The following is a 14,437-nucleotide window of genomic DNA, read 5'->3' on the forward strand; positions in this document are numbered from 1 at the left end:
GCACACTCCAGCGGGACGGGTTCAATGAACACGACGATTACCAACAACGGTTTGCCGAAGCTGCCGCAGGCCGGCAGCGGCACGGGCAGCGGCACCTCGGCCAATGCAGCCGCCGCGCCGGAGGCTTCGGTCGCGGCGCCACGCAACGCCGATCAGCTCAAGCTGACCGATTCGGCGCGGGCACTGCAGGAGGTCGCCCGGCTGGGCGACGCCTCGCCGATCGACGCCAAACGCGTCGAACAGGTGCGCCAGGCCATCGCCGACGGCAGCTACAAGATCGACGCCGGCAAGATCGCCGAACGCCTGCTGGCGATGGATCAGCAACTCGGCGGCACGGACAAGGCATGAGGCAGCCGCTGCAGCACGAACTGAACGATGCGCTCGCGTCCGTTCTGGACGAGATGCAGCAGCGTGCCGAGCAGTTGCAGACCACGCTGGAAGCCGAGCGTGCCGCGCTGGACATCGCCGACGCGGCAGCGCTGGACGCGGCGGGCAACCGCAAGCAGGCGCTGATGCAGCAACTGGAGCAACTCGACGCCGACCGTCGGCTGCTGCAGCGCCAGCAGCCGGTCAGCGACGCATCGCGCGAATCGCGCTGGGCGCAGATCCTGCAGGTGCTGCGCCACTGCCACGCGCTGAACCTGCGCAACGGCAGCCTGGTCAACCAGCGGCTGGCCCAGTTGCGCCAGGCGCTGGCCATCCTCACCGGCCACGCCGGCGAAGGCGAACTCTATGGCAGCGGCGGCGAACTGCACGGCAGCCTGCGCTCCAAATCGCTGGCCGCCGCATGAACGCGACATCCCACCCCTTCGCTGCCACCTGTCCCCGCAGGCGACACCCCCACTGACCACACGGCCGGCGCCGGCTGGCCCCGCACCGATGCGATGACCGACCATGAGCAATCTCCACGCCTCCCCCGTCGCCTCCCCGAACCACGCCAGCGCCGCCGAACAGCCCCCCGCCTCGGCACTCGTTCCGCTGGCCACGCCGCTGCCGGTGCTGCGCACGCCGATGCTCGACCGCGAGCGCAACCTGTTCGCCTATGAAATCGTCTTCCACTGCGAGCCGGGTGACGAGCAGAACCTGCTGCGCAGCGTGCTCTCCACCATCACCGACGGCGCGCTGACGCGGCTGGTGCGCGGCAACCGCGCCTTCCTCAACCTGCCCGCCGAACTGCTGCCCGAAGACTCCGACGTGCTGCTGCACCAGCCGCGCCTTGGCGTGGTGCTGCAACCTTCGGTGGCCGACGACGCGGCGCTGATGAAGCGCCTGCAGCAGATGGCCGAACGCGGCTGCCAGCTGCTGCTGGAAGCCGGCGACATCGACCCGGAAAGCAGCCGCCAGCTGCAGGCGCTGCTGCAGATCGTGCAACTGGTGCGGCTGGACGCCAGCCGGCTGACGCCGGAGACGCTGAAGGAGCGCACCGAGTACCTGTTCGCCCGCGGCATCCGCGTGGTCATCGGCCAGGTCAACGACCACCCCACCTACGAGCGCTGCCTGGAGCTGCAGGTGCAGGCGATCCAGGGACGGTTCCTGCTGATCCCGCAGCCCGTCGCCGTACCGGTGCTCACCGCCAACCGCATGAGCATCCTGCGGCTGATGGGCGCGCTGCAGGAAAAGAACCCCGGGCCGGTGGAACTGGGCAACATCATCCGCGACGACGCCGTGCTGAGCTACAAGCTGCTCAGCTGCGTGAACTCCGCCTATTTCGCCCTGCCGCGCCAGTTGAAGTCGGTGCAGCAGGCGGCGATCTTCTTCGGCGTCACGCGCATGCGCAACTGGATCGAGACGATGTCCCTGTGCGGCATGGACGACCACCCGCCCGAGCTGCTGCGCGCGGCGCTGATCCGTGCGCACATGTGCGAGAAATTCGCCGCCGGCAACTCGGCCATCTCGCCCGAAACCGCCTTCACCGTGGGCCTGTTCTCGCTGCTGGACACGCTGATGTGCGCACCGATGGATTTCCTGCTCAGCCATTTGCGGCTGGTGCCGGAAGTCAGCGACGCGCTGACCGACCGCAGCGGCCCGTACGGCACCCTGCTCAAGCAGATCATCGCCTGGGAAGCCGGCGAAATGACCAGCGGCATGGCCACGCCCCAGCGCATCATGAGCATGGCCTCGATCTACCTGGGCGCCACGCAGTGGGCCGACCAGGTGTTCGCCTCCGCCAACGGCAAGCAGGCCGCCTGACCGCACACCGGGCCACCGCCGGGGGCTTGTCACACACCCCCGGGCGACAAGCCCGCGCCCATCGCCGATAATGCGCACTCGTCGCGAATGCGCCGCGTCGGCCACTCCGCTTGCCGCAGATCAGCGACCCGACCCCGCGCGCATCGCACACTCCCCCGCCGTACCCGCGCGCTTTTCGCGCGGGCGCACAGGAATGAACCGATGAGCCGCACCATCCACTGCAGCAAGCTCCACGTCGACGCCGAAGGCCTCGACTTCGCACCCTGGCCCGGCCCCCTCGGCCAGCGCATCTATGCCGAGATCTCCAAGCCCGCGTGGCAGCAATGGCTGGCCCACCAGACCACCCTGATCAACGAATACCGGCTCAACCCGCTCGACGCGAAATCGCGCCAGTACCTGGGCGAGCAGATGGAGAAATTCCTGTTCGGCGGCGACGTCGACCATGCCGCCGGCTTCACCCCGCCGCCCTCCGCGTCTTGACGATTCCGCACACTTTCGGTCTAATGCACGGCTCCACGCATCAACGGCAACCCACCCGGTTGTGCTTGATCGCCAGGTTCCCGGCCGGGTAGCTCAGTTGGTAGAGCAGGGGATTGAAAATCCCCGTGTCGGCGGTTCGATTCCGTCCCCGGCCACCATCGGATTCAACGACTTAGCCCATCCTCGTCGGATGGGCTAAGTCGTTGTGTCCAGCCTGCGTCTGACAACGCGGGATGAACGCTTCCGCAAAATTTGAGAAAAAAATCCAACCAAAGGTTGAAACCAGCCCCAGTGCTAGGTACGCTTCATCTAGCAATGAAATTGCTATCGCTGTCTCAAGGAAACTTGGGCGGCAAATCCTACGGCCACCTCTGGTGGCCGTAGTTGTTTCTGTGGCAACGGGGGAAGGGGAGAACGGATGCACCTGATGTACGTAGATGAGGCTGGCGACCTAGCCTCCCTAAGTGATCCTGCGGGGCACAACGACCAGCCCGTCTTCATCCTTGCCGGACTCATCATCGAATCAAACAGGGTTCGGTCATTCACTGCCGAATACTTAGCAGCGAAACGACGATTCTTCCCCAAGCTCATCCAGAGCAAACATCACTTCGATTGGATGCTAGCCGAAGTAAAAGGTGCATCCATCAAAAAATCTGCGTTAGCCGAACCCCGAAATAAGCGCCGTCAAGCGCGCTTGTTCCTTGGTCAAATTCTTGATCTTGTCGAGAAACACGACTGTAAGTTAGTCAGCCGCGTATGGATCAAAGAGCCCGCAACCCCGATCAAGCACACGGCCGTATACACCTTCTCTGTTCAATCCCTATGCGCCGCTTTCGACAACTACCTAGAGTTCAGGAACTCGCACGGCGTATGCGTTGCCGACTTTAGAACCCAAAGTCTCAACAGCAAGGTCGCTCACTCCCTGTTCACACAAAAACACGGCTTTGCGGAAAAGTACCCACGCTTAGAAGAAGTCCCCCTCTTTGGTGACAGCAACAACCATGCAGGGCTCCAAGTTTGCGATCTAATTACTTCCGCCATCCTCATGCCTGTTGCTTGCGGTGCCTATTGTTTAGGACGGGTAAAAAACACGCACGTCACACCGAAAGCATTAGAGCTCCGCGAACTTTTTGGTGAGCGGCTCAAAGCGATCCAACACCGTTACGTCCAGCCGGATACTGGAAAATACGGCGGCGGTGTATCCGTCTCCGATCCAGTCGGTCACCGCAACGGAAGTCTCATGTTCGACAGGTAAGCCTCCTTAGCGCTCACGCCATCGGCTCGATGCGTGCCGGTAGCGGGTGCGCGGTTCCACGGGCCGGGCGCGGCGCTCCGCCGGCAGCAGCCGGCCATGCCCGCGCAGGTAGCAGGCTTGCGTCGAACTCGGGCGGTTCGTCAGGATCGCCGCACCATGCTGGGATGCCGTAGTCGTAGACCGGCGCGTAGGCCATAACCTCGTGGCGAGGCGCAATGCCGCCAGCCTGCAAGCGGTGCGGTTCGATCATGTGTGGGGCGCAGGCCGTGCCGTAGTACCAGCCCAGCGTTGCGGGTAGAGCTCGCGGGGCATTCCATGTCCACCACTCTGTCGGCCGGGTGTCTGGACTCTCTGCGATCCACTCGGTGAGGGTCCGTCGTGATCTTCTGCCGAGTAGCGGGAGGATTTTCGGCTGGCAACGCCCCCTTCTGTGACGCAGTTCTCATTTGGCACGGTTTCTGCTGTTGCTCTCAGTGAACCGCCCCGGTTCCGTCATCGAGAAGCAGCCATGGACGAAGTCATCGATCGCACCGCGCCGAACTCGCCGGAAGAGCTGGCGATCCATTTCCTGCTGCGCCACGCTGCGTGCCGCATGGCATTGACCGAGCAGGCCGGCGAGGAAGCGCTGCTGCAGGCTTTGCGGGATGCCCGCCCCGGCCAGCCGCAGCCGACGCCCGCTGGCGAACCCGTGCCTGGCGTCGTCGCAGCCGCGGCCGAGGTGACGAAGGACGACAGCTGCGCCGCCCGTTTTTCCCGGGCATATGCCGCGGCACGTCACCGCAGCCTGTCCGCCGGCACGAGCCGGGGCACGCGCAGCGCCGCCTGAAGGCGCGAGCCGCCGGCGCGGTGGCCATGCGAAAATGCACGGACCACGCCCCGACAAGTGTCCCGATGACCTCCTCGAAATACGACTTCCGCCAGTTCCAGGAAGAACTCGCCCAACTCGAACGCAAGACCCCCGCCCCCGCACCCGCCCCCACACCGGCCAAACCGCTGGGCAAGAAAGCCGCCGCCGCGCAGCGCCTGTCGGTGGCGCGCGAGGAGTTCCTGGCCCTGCGCAAACGCCACGGGCTCAGCGTGGCCGACGTGGTGGCCTTTTTCCCCGAGGAAGAAGGCATCGCCTACCTGCAGGAACTGATCGTCGCCGCGCAAGCCAAGCCGCGCCGCCGGAGCAAGCCGAAGCCGTAAGGCAAGCAACATGAATCAGGGTTCGGCGGCAGGACAGCCGGCGGGCGATGCCCGCCCTGCGCCGTCGGCTCTGCCGACACCGTTCACCCTGAGCGTAGCCGCGCAGCGGCGGAGTCTAAGGGTGGGGCTGGCGCGCGGCTTCGACATCGCGCCTGCGGCGCTACGCCCAGCCTGAACGGTGCAGGCGCGGTAGTGCTTCAAACCGCAGGGCGCGCACTGCCCGCCTTGCACGGTCGAGTCGACACTGCAAAAACTACTTGGCCGCGGGCGGTGGTGCGGCAGGCGTGAGCGTCACGTCGCCGAACCACGCCTGCGCGTGACCGCCGGTGTTGTCGGTGTCGGCGGAGAGTGCGATGCCGGTGATGCGCGGCGCGGGGCGGCCGAATGCGGCGAGGTAATCGGCGGCGAGATTGCGATCTTGCACTTGCCACTGGCCGGCGCGCGTGTTGCCGCTTTGCAGGACGATGGTGCGTATCTGCGGCGAGTACGGGCTGGGGGCGATGGTGCCGATCGGGTGGCGGTTGTCCCACACGTAGCAAAGCGCCGCGGTGGGCATCGCGTGGCCCAGGGTGCGGCGGGCCAGTTTCAATTTCATGCGCTGCAGCCAGGACAGGCTGGACAGCGGCACGTCGAAGAACACGTAGACGCGCGCGGCGAAATCGTCACCCTTCTTCTTCGACATGTCCGCCGCTGCCACGCTGTGGTCGACCTTCCAGCGCCAGTTGAGCGTGGTGGCGGCCGGCAGATCCAGCGCATGCGCGATGGCGCCGGCGGCGTGATCGGCGTCGATGCGAAACACGCTGTCGGTGCCGTCGCGCACGATCGCCATCGGCGCCATCGGACGGTGCCGCGACATGGCGTACGCCTTCCAGCCGCCGGGCAGCGCGTTGCCCGGCACGGCGCCGGAGAAGCGCAGCGTGACCGGCGTCGCCGCCCACGCGACGGGCACAAGCACAAGCACAAGCAGCATCGCCCATCGTGACCTGCGCAGGCCATGTGCGCGACGACGCGTGAGGCGTCCAGCCAGCCAGCGCGTCGCGGAGCGTTTCGTCATGGCCAAGCACCGGTGGGAAGTGTGCGGGGAGCATACCGATGCGGCGTGCCGTGGGCGTGAATGAGGGAGCGCGCAAGCCCGCCGATATGCATCGTGCGCTGCCGCATCCGCAGCGCCGCGAAAAAAAATATCGCGCGCGGGGCGCGACAGTTGCGTCAAACCCCTAAAATTTCGCTACATTGTGCGGGCCGCAAGGCCTCCGAGCCCAGAAAGCCGGGGTTTCCTACTATCGAGATCAACTAATGGCTACCAAAACCACTGCCAAGAAAGCTCCCGCCAAGGCTGCCAAGCCTGCCGCCGCCAAGTCCGCCGCGCCGGTCAAGCCGCTGGGCGAGAGCCTGTCGAAGTCCGGGCTGATTGCCCACATCGCCGCGCAGGCCAACGTCGAGGCGAAGGCGGTCAAGGCCGTGCTCGCCGGCCTGGAGTCGGCCGTGCTCGCCTCGGTGCACAAGAAGGGCGTGGGCCAGTTCACCCTGCCCGGCCTGTTCAAGATCAACGCCGTGAAGGTTGCCGCCAAGCCGAAGCGCAAGGGCAAGAACCCGTTCACCGGCGAAGAGCAGGTGTTTGCCGCCAAGCCCGCCACGGTGAAGGTGAAGGTGCGCCCGCTGAAGAAGCTGAAGGACGCCGCGCTCTGATGTGCGCGCGTTGATCAACCCTGCGTTGATCAATACCGTCTGATCCACCCGCGCGCCGCCGTCCGGCACTCCACCGGGCGGCGGCGTCGCGTTTGCGGTGCGGCGCCTCACGTTGCTGAACCGTTGGCGGGGATTCACGCCCGCATTCACCGCATGTTTTCGTCGGGCACCCAAGACTCGGAGCTTTCCGCAAGCAACGAGGTGCGCCATGAAACCGACGATCCCCTCCCTGGTCCTGGCCCTGAGCATCGGCGCGCTGTCGCTGGGCGTTTTCCAGAGCGCGCTCGCGCAGCAGGCGCTGACCGAAGCGCAGGTGCGCGCCCGACTCACCGCCCAGGGCTACACCGACGTGCACGACCTCAAGTTCAAGGACGGCATGTGGAAGGCCGAGGCGGACAGCGCCGACGGCAACGACCTGGACGTGCGCGTCGACGCCAGCACCGGCCAGATCTACCCGGATGCGCAAGTCTCCACGCTGAGCAAGCACGACGTGGAAGCGGCGCTGTCGACCCAGGGCTACACCGACGTGCACGACGTGGATTACGACGACGGCATCTGGAAGGCCAAGGCCGACAACCCCGCCGGCAAGAAGGTCAAGCTGCGCATCGATGCGCACAGCGGCAAGGTGATCGGCATCGACTGAGCACAGCCGGCGCCGCGGGCATCCGCCGGGACATGGACCGGTACCGGCTTGTTGACTAGTATCGGGCTTCCCTCCCCCACGTGATGGATTGCCCGTGAAGCGATTGATTCTCTCTGCGCTCATCATCGGCGCCTGTGCCGGCGCACAGGCTGCCGATGTCCCCACCTTCAGCACGCAGCGACTTTCCGACGAGGTCAAGACGCTGAGCTCCGATGCCTTCGAGGGCCGCGGTCCGGCCACGCCGGCGGAGACGCGCACGATCGACTACGTGGTCGAGCAGATGAAGGCCGCCGGCCTGCAGCCGGGCGGCGACCTCAAGGACGGCAAGCGGCTGTGGACGCAGGCCGTGCCGCTGCTGCGCAGCGAGATCATCGGCAAGCCTTCGCTCAGCCTGACCCTGGGCGACAAGAGCGAGCCGCTCACCCAGGGCGAACAGATCGCCATCCGCGCGCCGATGAACGGCGCCAGCGCGATCGACATCAGCCACGCGCCGCTGGTCTTCGTCGGCTACGGCGTGAAGGCACCGGAGCGCAACTGGGACGACTTCAAGGGCGTCGACCTGCACGGCAAGATCGCCGTGGTGCTGGTCAACGATCCGGATTTCGAAACCGGCAAGGGCGACTTCGGCGGCAAGGCCATGACCTACTACGGCCGCTGGACCTACAAGTACGAGGAAGCCGCGCGGCAAGGCGCGCTGGGCCTGCTGGTGATCCACGAGACCGCGCCGGCCTCCTACGGCTGGGCCACGGTGAAGAACTCCAATACCAACACCATGTTCGACATCGTGCGCGACAAGCCGGGCGACTCGCACGTGCCGCTGGAAGGCTGGATCCAGCGCGACCTGGCGGTGCAGCTGTTCAAGCACGCGGGGCTGGATTTCGACAGCGCCAAGAAGCTCGCGCAGACGCGCGCGTTCAAGCCGATCGCGCTGAAGGGCGAAAGCCTGTCGGCCAACTTCAAGGTCGACAAGAGCGTGATCACCTCGCACAACATCGTCGGTCGCGTGATCGGCTCCAGGCACCCCGACCAGACCGTGATCTACAGCGCGCACTGGGACCACCTGGGCGTCGGCCTGCCCGATGCCACCGGCGACCGCATCTACAACGGCGCGGTGGACAACGCCACCGGCACCGCGGCGCTGATCGAGATGGGCCGCGCCTTCGCGCACGCGCCGCAACCGGAGCGCAGCGTGGTTTTCCTCAACGTCACCGCCGAGGAAAAGGGCCTGCTCGGTTCGGAGTACTACGCCAGCCATCCGCTGTACCCGCTGGCCACCACCACCGGCGTGATCAACATGGATGCGCTCGACCCGCAGGGCCCCACCCGCGACTTCACCATCTCCGGCAGCGCCAAGCTCGGCCTGCTGGACGATCTGACCGCCGACGCGAAGCAGTTCCACATGGTCTACACGCCGGACTCGCATCCGGAAGCGGGCTACTTCTTCCGCTCCGATCACTTCTCCTTCGCCAAGCGCGGCGTGCCGGCAGTGTCGTTCGGCTCGGGCAGCGACCGCATCGACGGCGGCCTGAAGGCGGGCGAGGCGGCGGACAAGGAATACACCGCCAAGCACTACCACCAGCCCTCTGACGAGTGGCAGGCGAGCTGGCCGTTCACCGGCATGGCGCGCGACCTGCAACTGCTCTACACCGTCGGCAGCCAGCTGGCGAACTCGGACCAGTGGCCGGGCTGGAGCAAGGACTCGGAGTTCCGCGCCGCACGCGAGGCCACGGCGGATCAGCGCAAGTAAGCGCCTTTACCCAACGCCGCGCCGGTCGCCGGCGCGGCGTTGTCGTGTCCGCCACCGCAGGGGCCCGCTCGCGCGCAATGCTCTTGCGGCGAGATTCGGCATGTGAAAGGCATCGCCCGCGAGCGGGCTCCTGCGCGGGGCGTGCGGCCGGTCAGGAAAGACGCGCGAACCACGCCCCATGGCCGGGCAGGTGCAGGGCGCCACCGTGCATCGTGCCGGCTTGCAGGCCATGGCCGTCGATCGCTGACGGCTTGCCGGGCAGCGGCGGCAATGTCACCTCGCACGCCGACGCGCCAAGGTTGAACACCACCAGCACCGTGTCGCCCTGCAGCCGGCGCAGGAAGGCCAGCACCGGTTCGGGCGCATCGAGGAATTCGATGTCGCCCCAGCGCAGTGCCGGGTGTGCCTGGCGCCAGCGCATGAAGGTGCGGAAGCCGTTGAGCACGGACTGCGGGTTGCCCTGCTGTTGCGCCACGGCGCGGGCGCGATGTTCCTCGGGCACGGGCAGCCACGGCATGCCATGGCTGAAACCGGCTTGCGCGTCCTCGTCGCTCCACGGCATCGGCGTGCGGCAGCCGTCGCGGCCCTTGAACTGCGGCCAGAACGCGATGCCGTACGGATCGCGCAACGATTCGTAGGGCACGTCCGCCTCGGTAAGGCCCAGTTCCTCGCCCTGGTAGATGCACACCGAGCCGCGCAGCGAGCAGACCATTGCGGTGAACAGGTTGGCCAGCTGCGCCGAGGCATCGCCGTTGCCCCAGCGGCTGAGCACGCGCTCCACGTCGTGGTTGGAGATCGCCCAGCACGGCCAGCCCTCGGTCATCTGCGCCTCCAGCTGGCGCACCGTGCCGCGGATGTGCGCCGCGCTGAAATCCTCGGTGAGCAGCTCGAAGCTGTAGCCCATGTGCAGCCGGCCGTGCATGGTGTACTCGGCCATCGTCGCCAGCGAATCCTCCGAGGAGATCTCGCCCAGCGCCGCCACGTCGGCATAGCCGTCCATCAGCGCACGCAGCTCGGCGAGGAAGCCCAGGTTCTCCGGCTGCGTGTTGTTGTAGTAGTGGTACTGGAACGCGTACGGATTGGCCGGGCTGAAGCCGCGGCCCACGCGCTGCTCGCTTGGCTTGGGCGGGTTGTCGCGCAGCTGGCGGTCGTGGAAGCAGAAGTTGATCGCGTCCAGGCGGATGCCGTCCACGCCCTTGTCCAGCCAGAAACGCACATTGTCCAGCGTGGCCGCGCGCACGTCGGGGTGGTGGAAGTTCAGGTCCGGCTGCGAGGCGAGGAAGTTGTGCAGGTAGTACTGGCCGCGGCGCGGCTCCCACTGCCATGCACTGCCGCCGAACAGCGACAGCCAGTTGTTCGGCGGCGTGCCGTCGGGCCGGGCGTCGGCCCACACGTACCAGTCGGCCTTCGGGTTGTCGCGGCTCTGCCGGCTTTCGCGGAACCATGCGTGCTCGGCCGAGGTATGGCTGAGCACCTGGTCGATCATCACCTTCAACCCCAGCCCGTGCGCCTTGTGCAGCAGGCGGTCGAAATCCTCCAGCGTGCCGAACAGCGGATCGACCTCGCGGTAATCGGCGATGTCGTAGCCGAAATCCGCCATCGGCGACTTGAAGAACGGCGCCACCCAGATCGCGTCCACGCCAAGCTCGGCCACGTAGTCGAGCCGCTCGACGATGCCGGGCAGATCTCCCACCCCGTCCCCGTCGGTGTCGAGAAAGCTGCGCGGGTAGATCTGGTAGATGATGGCGCCACGCCACCACGGGGCATTGCTCATTCGCCTGTCCATGCCGTTGCCACCCGGGGCTGCAGGACACGCCGCGTGGCGAACCTGTCGGGGTTGGCGAGCAGCTTAGCGGCTGCAGACAGGCCCGCCGCGATCGTGCATACGTATTCATGGATCGCCGCTGCCGCTACGCAGCATCAGTGGCTACCACGGCGTTTGGACGTCCAAACGAACAGCGGCCGGAACCGGCGCACGCCGCGCCGCGCCTGCATTCGCGCCGCTCCGGCATCGACGCGCAGCGTCTGGCGCAGACATGCCGCTTCGACAGGCCGCGACGCCCCGGGCGAGGCCTTGCGACGCGGCGCAGCAGAATGAATACGTATGCATGAACGGCTCGCTCCGACGCAGCCGTCCTAACATCGGCCTCACGGAGTCGACCGCCGCATGTTCGACGGCAGCGGCCCGCGAGTTCCGAACAGACCATCACGATCGTCACAAGACCTGCAGTACTTACCCTGGGAGGGGACAACGGTGATACTCAAACACAACGTGCTTGCCTTGGCGCTGGCATCGGTCGGTTTCTGCGCATTCATTCCTGCCCACGCTGCCGCCCCGCGGGCCAGCAGCGCGACCGCTGCGCAGGACACCCAGGCCCAGGACGCCCAGACCCAGGATGCGACCACGACGGATACCAAGGCCGACAAGGATCGCCGCCGCTCCGCCAAGGACAACGCCAAGCAGCTGCAGGCGGTCGAGGTGAAGGGCTTCATCAGCAGTATCGAGAACTCCACCGCGCTCAAGCGCAACGCCAGCACCATCGTCGAGGCGGTGTCCGCCGAGCAGGTCGGCAAGTTGCCGGGCGTGTCCATCGCCGATGCGCTGGGTCGCCTGCCCGGCCTCGCCGTGCAGACAGTCAGCGGCCGTCCGCAGGTGCTGACCATCCACGGCCTGGGCCCGGACTTCTCCACCGCGCTGATCAACGGCGGCCAGCAGGTGTCCACCTCCAACAACCGCGACGTGCAGTTCGACCAGTACCCGTCGAGCTGGTTCGACAACGTGGTGGTGCACCTGTCGCCGTCGGCAAACCTGATCGGCCAGGGTCTCACCGGCACGGTGGACATGCATACCATCCGCCCGCTGGACAAGAACGGCCCGGAGGCGGCGATCAACGCGCGCTACATCTGGAACGGCATGTCGCAGCTGGCCGACGGCCCGGGCGTGAGCAACAAGGGTCACAACGTCAACGGCGTGTGGGTGCACCAGTTCGCCAACAACACGCTGGGCGTGACGCTGGGCATGGACCTGGAAGACAGCCCGTCGCAGATCGAGCATCAGCAGCCGTGGGGCTACCCCACCGACGCCAACGGCAACTACGTCATCGGCGGCTCGAAGAACTACGGCATCACCGATTCGATGAAGCGCAGCGGCCTGCTCGCCACCGTGCAGTGGCGGCCGAACGAGCACTACACCGGCACCGTCGACCTCACCTTCGACGATTTCAAGGAAGTGCAGCAGGCCAAGGGCATGGAGTTCCCGCTGTTCTGGAGCTCCGCGCAGCTGCAGCCGGGCGGCACGGTGCAGGACGGTTTCATCACCAGCGCTGCGTACACCAACGTCAAGCCGGTGATCCGCAACGACTACAACCGCACCAAGGCGCGGGTCTACAACTTCAACTGGGACAACCAGTTCACCATCAACGAGAACTGGTCGATCGACGCCGACGTCAACTACTCGCGCGCCACCCGCGACGACATCAACCTGGAGAGCTACTCCGGCACCGGCTTCACGGCGGCCAACGGCGCACTCGACACGATCGGCTTCAACCAGATCGACAGCGGCCTGTTCTATTTCTTCCCGACGCTCGACTACACCCAGGGCGTCGTGCTGACCGATCCGCAAGGCTGGGGCGGCGGCAACGACGTGGTGCAGGCCGGCTTCATCAACGCGCCGCACACCGTCGACTACCTCGCCAACCTGCGCCTCGCCGCGCAGCGCAGCTTCGCCAGCGGCCCGATCGCCAGCGTGGAATTCGGCGTGGCGCACAGCACGCGCAACAAGACCTACCACATCGACCAGAGCTTCCTGACCCTGGGCGGCGGCACCATCAGCGGCGGCACCGCGGTCACCACCGCGCCGTTCAGCGGCACACCGTGCAGCCCGCTGGCGTGGATGGGCGTGGCCTCGCAGCTCTGCTACAACCCGTTCAACCTGCTCGACAGCGGCACGCTGCAGAGCGTGCCGACCTTCGGCTCCTCGCTGAACCTGCCGCCGAACTGGGAAGTGCGCGAGAAGACCTTCACCCCGTTCGTGCAGTTCAACCTGGACACCTACCTCGGCGACGTCGGGCTGCGCGGCAACTTCGGCGTGCAGGCCTCGCACACCTCGCAGCGCGCCACCGGCGAGCGCGTGGCGCCGGGCAGCGCGGTCACCGGCAATGCGATCACGCTGATCCCGGTGGTGGGCAGCACCAGCTTCAACAAGTTCCTGCCCAGCGCCAACCTGATCTTCGGCCTCACCGCCAGCGATGATCTGCGCGTCAGCGCCGCACGCACCATGGCCCGCCCGCGCATGGACCAGATGAACGCCAGCATGGCGGTGAGCGGCAACATCACGCACCTGACCAGCACCGACCCGAACCAGGCCTATTTCAGCTCGTCCGGCGGCAACGCCAAGCTCAAGCCGACCATGGCCGACAACTACAACGTCAGCTACGAGCACTACTTCTCCGGCGGCAACAGCTACGAGTGCAGCTCCGCCGACCAGAAGAACTCCGACCTGTGCCGCGGCAGCGGCGGCTACGTCGCGTTGTCGGGCTACTTCATCAAGCTGAAGGATTACATCAACCCGAACGCGGCCTACCTGTACGACTTCAGCTCGTTCCTGCCGTTCGGCCTGACGCCGGATCAGCTGAGCCAGCTGGGCACCACGCTGGGCACCGTCTCCGGCCCGACCAACGACGGCCGCGGCTACGTGAAGGGCGCGCAGCTCACGCTGAACCTGCCGTTCAACCTGATCGCCCAGCCGCTGAACGGCTTCGGCGTGATCGTCACCGGCAACCGCACCAAGAGCTCGCTGGTGTACCCGGGCAACTCCGACCCGATCACCGTGCCGGGCCTGTCCAAGTGGGTCGCCAACGGCACCTTGTACTACCAGCACGAGGGCTTCGAGGCGCGCATCAGCGACAGCTACCGCTCCAGCTTCCTGGGCCGCGTGTCGGGCATCAGCGCCAGCCGCATCGAGCAGACCATCCAGGGCGGCAGCACCTACGACGCCCAGGTCAGCTACAGCTTCGACTCCGGCTCGCTGAAGGGGCTGACCCTGATCGCGCAGGGTTCCAACCTGTCCAACAAGACCTTCACCACGTTCCAGAACAACGACCCGCGCCAGGTGCTGACCTGGGAACGCTACGGCCGCATGTACGAACTGGGGGTCTCCTACAAGTTCCAGTAAGACCGAGCAGCACACCTGCTCCCCTGCGGGCCCCGTTGTGCAAGATCAACGGGGCCTTTTTTTTGACAGGCG

Annotated in this window: 13 protein-coding genes and 1 tRNA gene; 12 read left to right on the forward strand and 2 right to left on the reverse strand. The window is 66.4% G+C overall.

The window, feature by feature from the left end; translation table 11 throughout:
• Nucleotides 1–24 precede the first annotated feature (24 nt).
• The 8 genes from flgM (at nucleotide 25) to ACVCMB_RS07595 (ending at nucleotide 5,113) form a co-directional block, all read left to right on the forward strand.
• Nucleotides 25–348, forward strand: a complete 324-nt coding sequence (flgM, locus tag ACVCMB_RS07560) for a flagellar biosynthesis anti-sigma factor FlgM (protein WP_395119841.1) — start codon at nucleotides 25–27, stop codon at nucleotides 346–348.
• Nucleotides 345–791 (forward strand): flagella synthesis protein FlgN, encoded by a 447-nt coding sequence (locus ACVCMB_RS07565; RefSeq protein ID WP_447098316.1) that lies wholly within the window; start codon nucleotides 345–347, stop codon nucleotides 789–791. The genes flgM and ACVCMB_RS07565 overlap by 4 nt, the downstream gene beginning before the upstream one ends.
• Nucleotides 792–894: 103 nt before the next feature.
• Nucleotides 895–2,190 (forward strand): EAL and HDOD domain-containing protein, encoded by a 1,296-nt coding sequence (locus tag ACVCMB_RS07570; RefSeq protein WP_395119843.1) that lies wholly within the window; start codon nucleotides 895–897, stop codon nucleotides 2,188–2,190.
• Between the two features lie 201 nt (nucleotides 2,191–2,391).
• Nucleotides 2,392–2,670 (forward strand): oxidative damage protection protein, encoded by a 279-nt coding sequence (locus ACVCMB_RS07575; protein ID WP_395119844.1) that lies wholly within the window; start codon nucleotides 2,392–2,394, stop codon nucleotides 2,668–2,670.
• A gap of 82 nt (nucleotides 2,671–2,752) precedes the next feature.
• Nucleotides 2,753–2,828: transfer RNA gene (locus ACVCMB_RS07580), tRNA-Phe, on the forward strand.
• A gap of 260 nt (nucleotides 2,829–3,088) precedes the next feature.
• Entirely contained in the window at nucleotides 3,089–3,925 is an 837-nt protein-coding gene (locus ACVCMB_RS07585) for a DUF3800 domain-containing protein (RefSeq protein ID WP_447106542.1), read from the forward strand.
• Between the two features lie 508 nt (nucleotides 3,926–4,433).
• Entirely contained in the window at nucleotides 4,434–4,751 is a 318-nt protein-coding gene (locus ACVCMB_RS07590; protein WP_447106543.1) for a hypothetical protein, read from the forward strand.
• Between the two features lie 65 nt (nucleotides 4,752–4,816).
• The gene (locus tag ACVCMB_RS07595; RefSeq protein WP_447106544.1) at nucleotides 4,817–5,113 is read left to right on the forward strand and encodes a 2-hydroxyacyl-CoA dehydratase; all 297 of its coding nucleotides are present in this window, start codon (nucleotides 4,817–4,819) and stop codon (nucleotides 5,111–5,113) included.
• 253 nt (nucleotides 5,114–5,366) lie between these two features.
• On the opposite strand, the gene ACVCMB_RS07600 is transcribed toward ACVCMB_RS07595, so the two are convergent.
• Nucleotides 5,367–6,083: a DUF3047 domain-containing protein gene (locus ACVCMB_RS07600; protein ID WP_447106545.1), complete on the reverse strand. Its 717-nt coding sequence runs from the start codon at nucleotides 6,081–6,083 to the stop codon at nucleotides 5,367–5,369.
• A 326-nt stretch (nucleotides 6,084–6,409) separates the two neighbouring features.
• On the opposite strand from ACVCMB_RS07600, the gene ACVCMB_RS07605 reads away from it, so the two are divergent.
• The 3 genes from ACVCMB_RS07605 (at nucleotide 6,410) to ACVCMB_RS07615 (ending at nucleotide 9,192) form a co-directional block, all read left to right on the forward strand.
• Nucleotides 6,410–6,802, forward strand: a complete 393-nt coding sequence (locus tag ACVCMB_RS07605; RefSeq protein ID WP_395119894.1) for an HU family DNA-binding protein — start codon at nucleotides 6,410–6,412, stop codon at nucleotides 6,800–6,802.
• 208 nt (nucleotides 6,803–7,010) lie between these two features.
• Complete coding sequence (locus ACVCMB_RS07610; protein WP_447106546.1) at nucleotides 7,011–7,445, forward strand: PepSY domain-containing protein; 435 nt, start codon at nucleotides 7,011–7,013, stop codon at nucleotides 7,443–7,445.
• Between the two features lie 94 nt (nucleotides 7,446–7,539).
• Complete coding sequence (locus ACVCMB_RS07615; protein ID WP_447106547.1) at nucleotides 7,540–9,192, forward strand: M28 family metallopeptidase; 1,653 nt, start codon at nucleotides 7,540–7,542, stop codon at nucleotides 9,190–9,192.
• 151 nt (nucleotides 9,193–9,343) lie between these two features.
• Here ACVCMB_RS07615 and ACVCMB_RS07620 read toward each other — a convergent pair whose 3' ends face one another.
• Complete coding sequence (locus ACVCMB_RS07620; protein ID WP_395119898.1) at nucleotides 9,344–10,966, reverse strand: alpha-glucosidase family protein; 1,623 nt, start codon at nucleotides 10,964–10,966, stop codon at nucleotides 9,344–9,346.
• Between the two features lie 480 nt (nucleotides 10,967–11,446).
• Here ACVCMB_RS07620 and ACVCMB_RS07625 point away from each other — a divergent pair, with 480 nt between their 5' ends.
• Nucleotides 11,447–14,365 (forward strand): TonB-dependent receptor, encoded by a 2,919-nt coding sequence (locus tag ACVCMB_RS07625; RefSeq protein ID WP_447106548.1) that lies wholly within the window; start codon nucleotides 11,447–11,449, stop codon nucleotides 14,363–14,365.
• Nucleotides 14,366–14,437: the final 72 nt, after the last annotated feature.

The organism is Rhodanobacter sp. UC4443_H10 (assembly GCF_052978325.1).

What these genes read in the sequence shown, in the direction of transcription:
- ACVCMB_RS07595 (WP_447106544.1), top strand. Translation starts at nt 4,817, where the DNA reads ATGACCTCCTCGAAATACGACTTCCGCCAGTTCCAGGAAGAACTCGCC.
- ACVCMB_RS07585 (WP_447106542.1), top strand. Translation starts at nt 3,089, where the DNA reads ATGCACCTGATGTACGTAGATGAGGCTGGCGACCTAGCCTCCCTAAGT.
- ACVCMB_RS07565 (WP_447098316.1), top strand. Translation starts at nt 345, where the DNA reads ATGAGGCAGCCGCTGCAGCACGAACTGAACGATGCGCTCGCGTCCGTT.
- flgM (WP_395119841.1), top strand. Translation starts at nt 25, where the DNA reads ATGAACACGACGATTACCAACAACGGTTTGCCGAAGCTGCCGCAGGCC.
- ACVCMB_RS07590 (WP_447106543.1), top strand. Translation starts at nt 4,434, where the DNA reads ATGGACGAAGTCATCGATCGCACCGCGCCGAACTCGCCGGAAGAGCTG.
- ACVCMB_RS07575 (WP_395119844.1), top strand. Translation starts at nt 2,392, where the DNA reads ATGAGCCGCACCATCCACTGCAGCAAGCTCCACGTCGACGCCGAAGGC.
- ACVCMB_RS07605 (WP_395119894.1), top strand. Translation starts at nt 6,410, where the DNA reads ATGGCTACCAAAACCACTGCCAAGAAAGCTCCCGCCAAGGCTGCCAAG.
- ACVCMB_RS07600 (WP_447106545.1), bottom strand. Translation starts at nt 6,083, where the DNA reads ATGCTGCTTGTGCTTGTGCTTGTGCCCGTCGCGTGGGCGGCGACGCCG.
- ACVCMB_RS07570 (WP_395119843.1), top strand. Translation starts at nt 895, where the DNA reads ATGAGCAATCTCCACGCCTCCCCCGTCGCCTCCCCGAACCACGCCAGC.
- ACVCMB_RS07610 (WP_447106546.1), top strand. Translation starts at nt 7,011, where the DNA reads ATGAAACCGACGATCCCCTCCCTGGTCCTGGCCCTGAGCATCGGCGCG.
- ACVCMB_RS07620 (WP_395119898.1), bottom strand. Translation starts at nt 10,966, where the DNA reads ATGAGCAATGCCCCGTGGTGGCGTGGCGCCATCATCTACCAGATCTAC.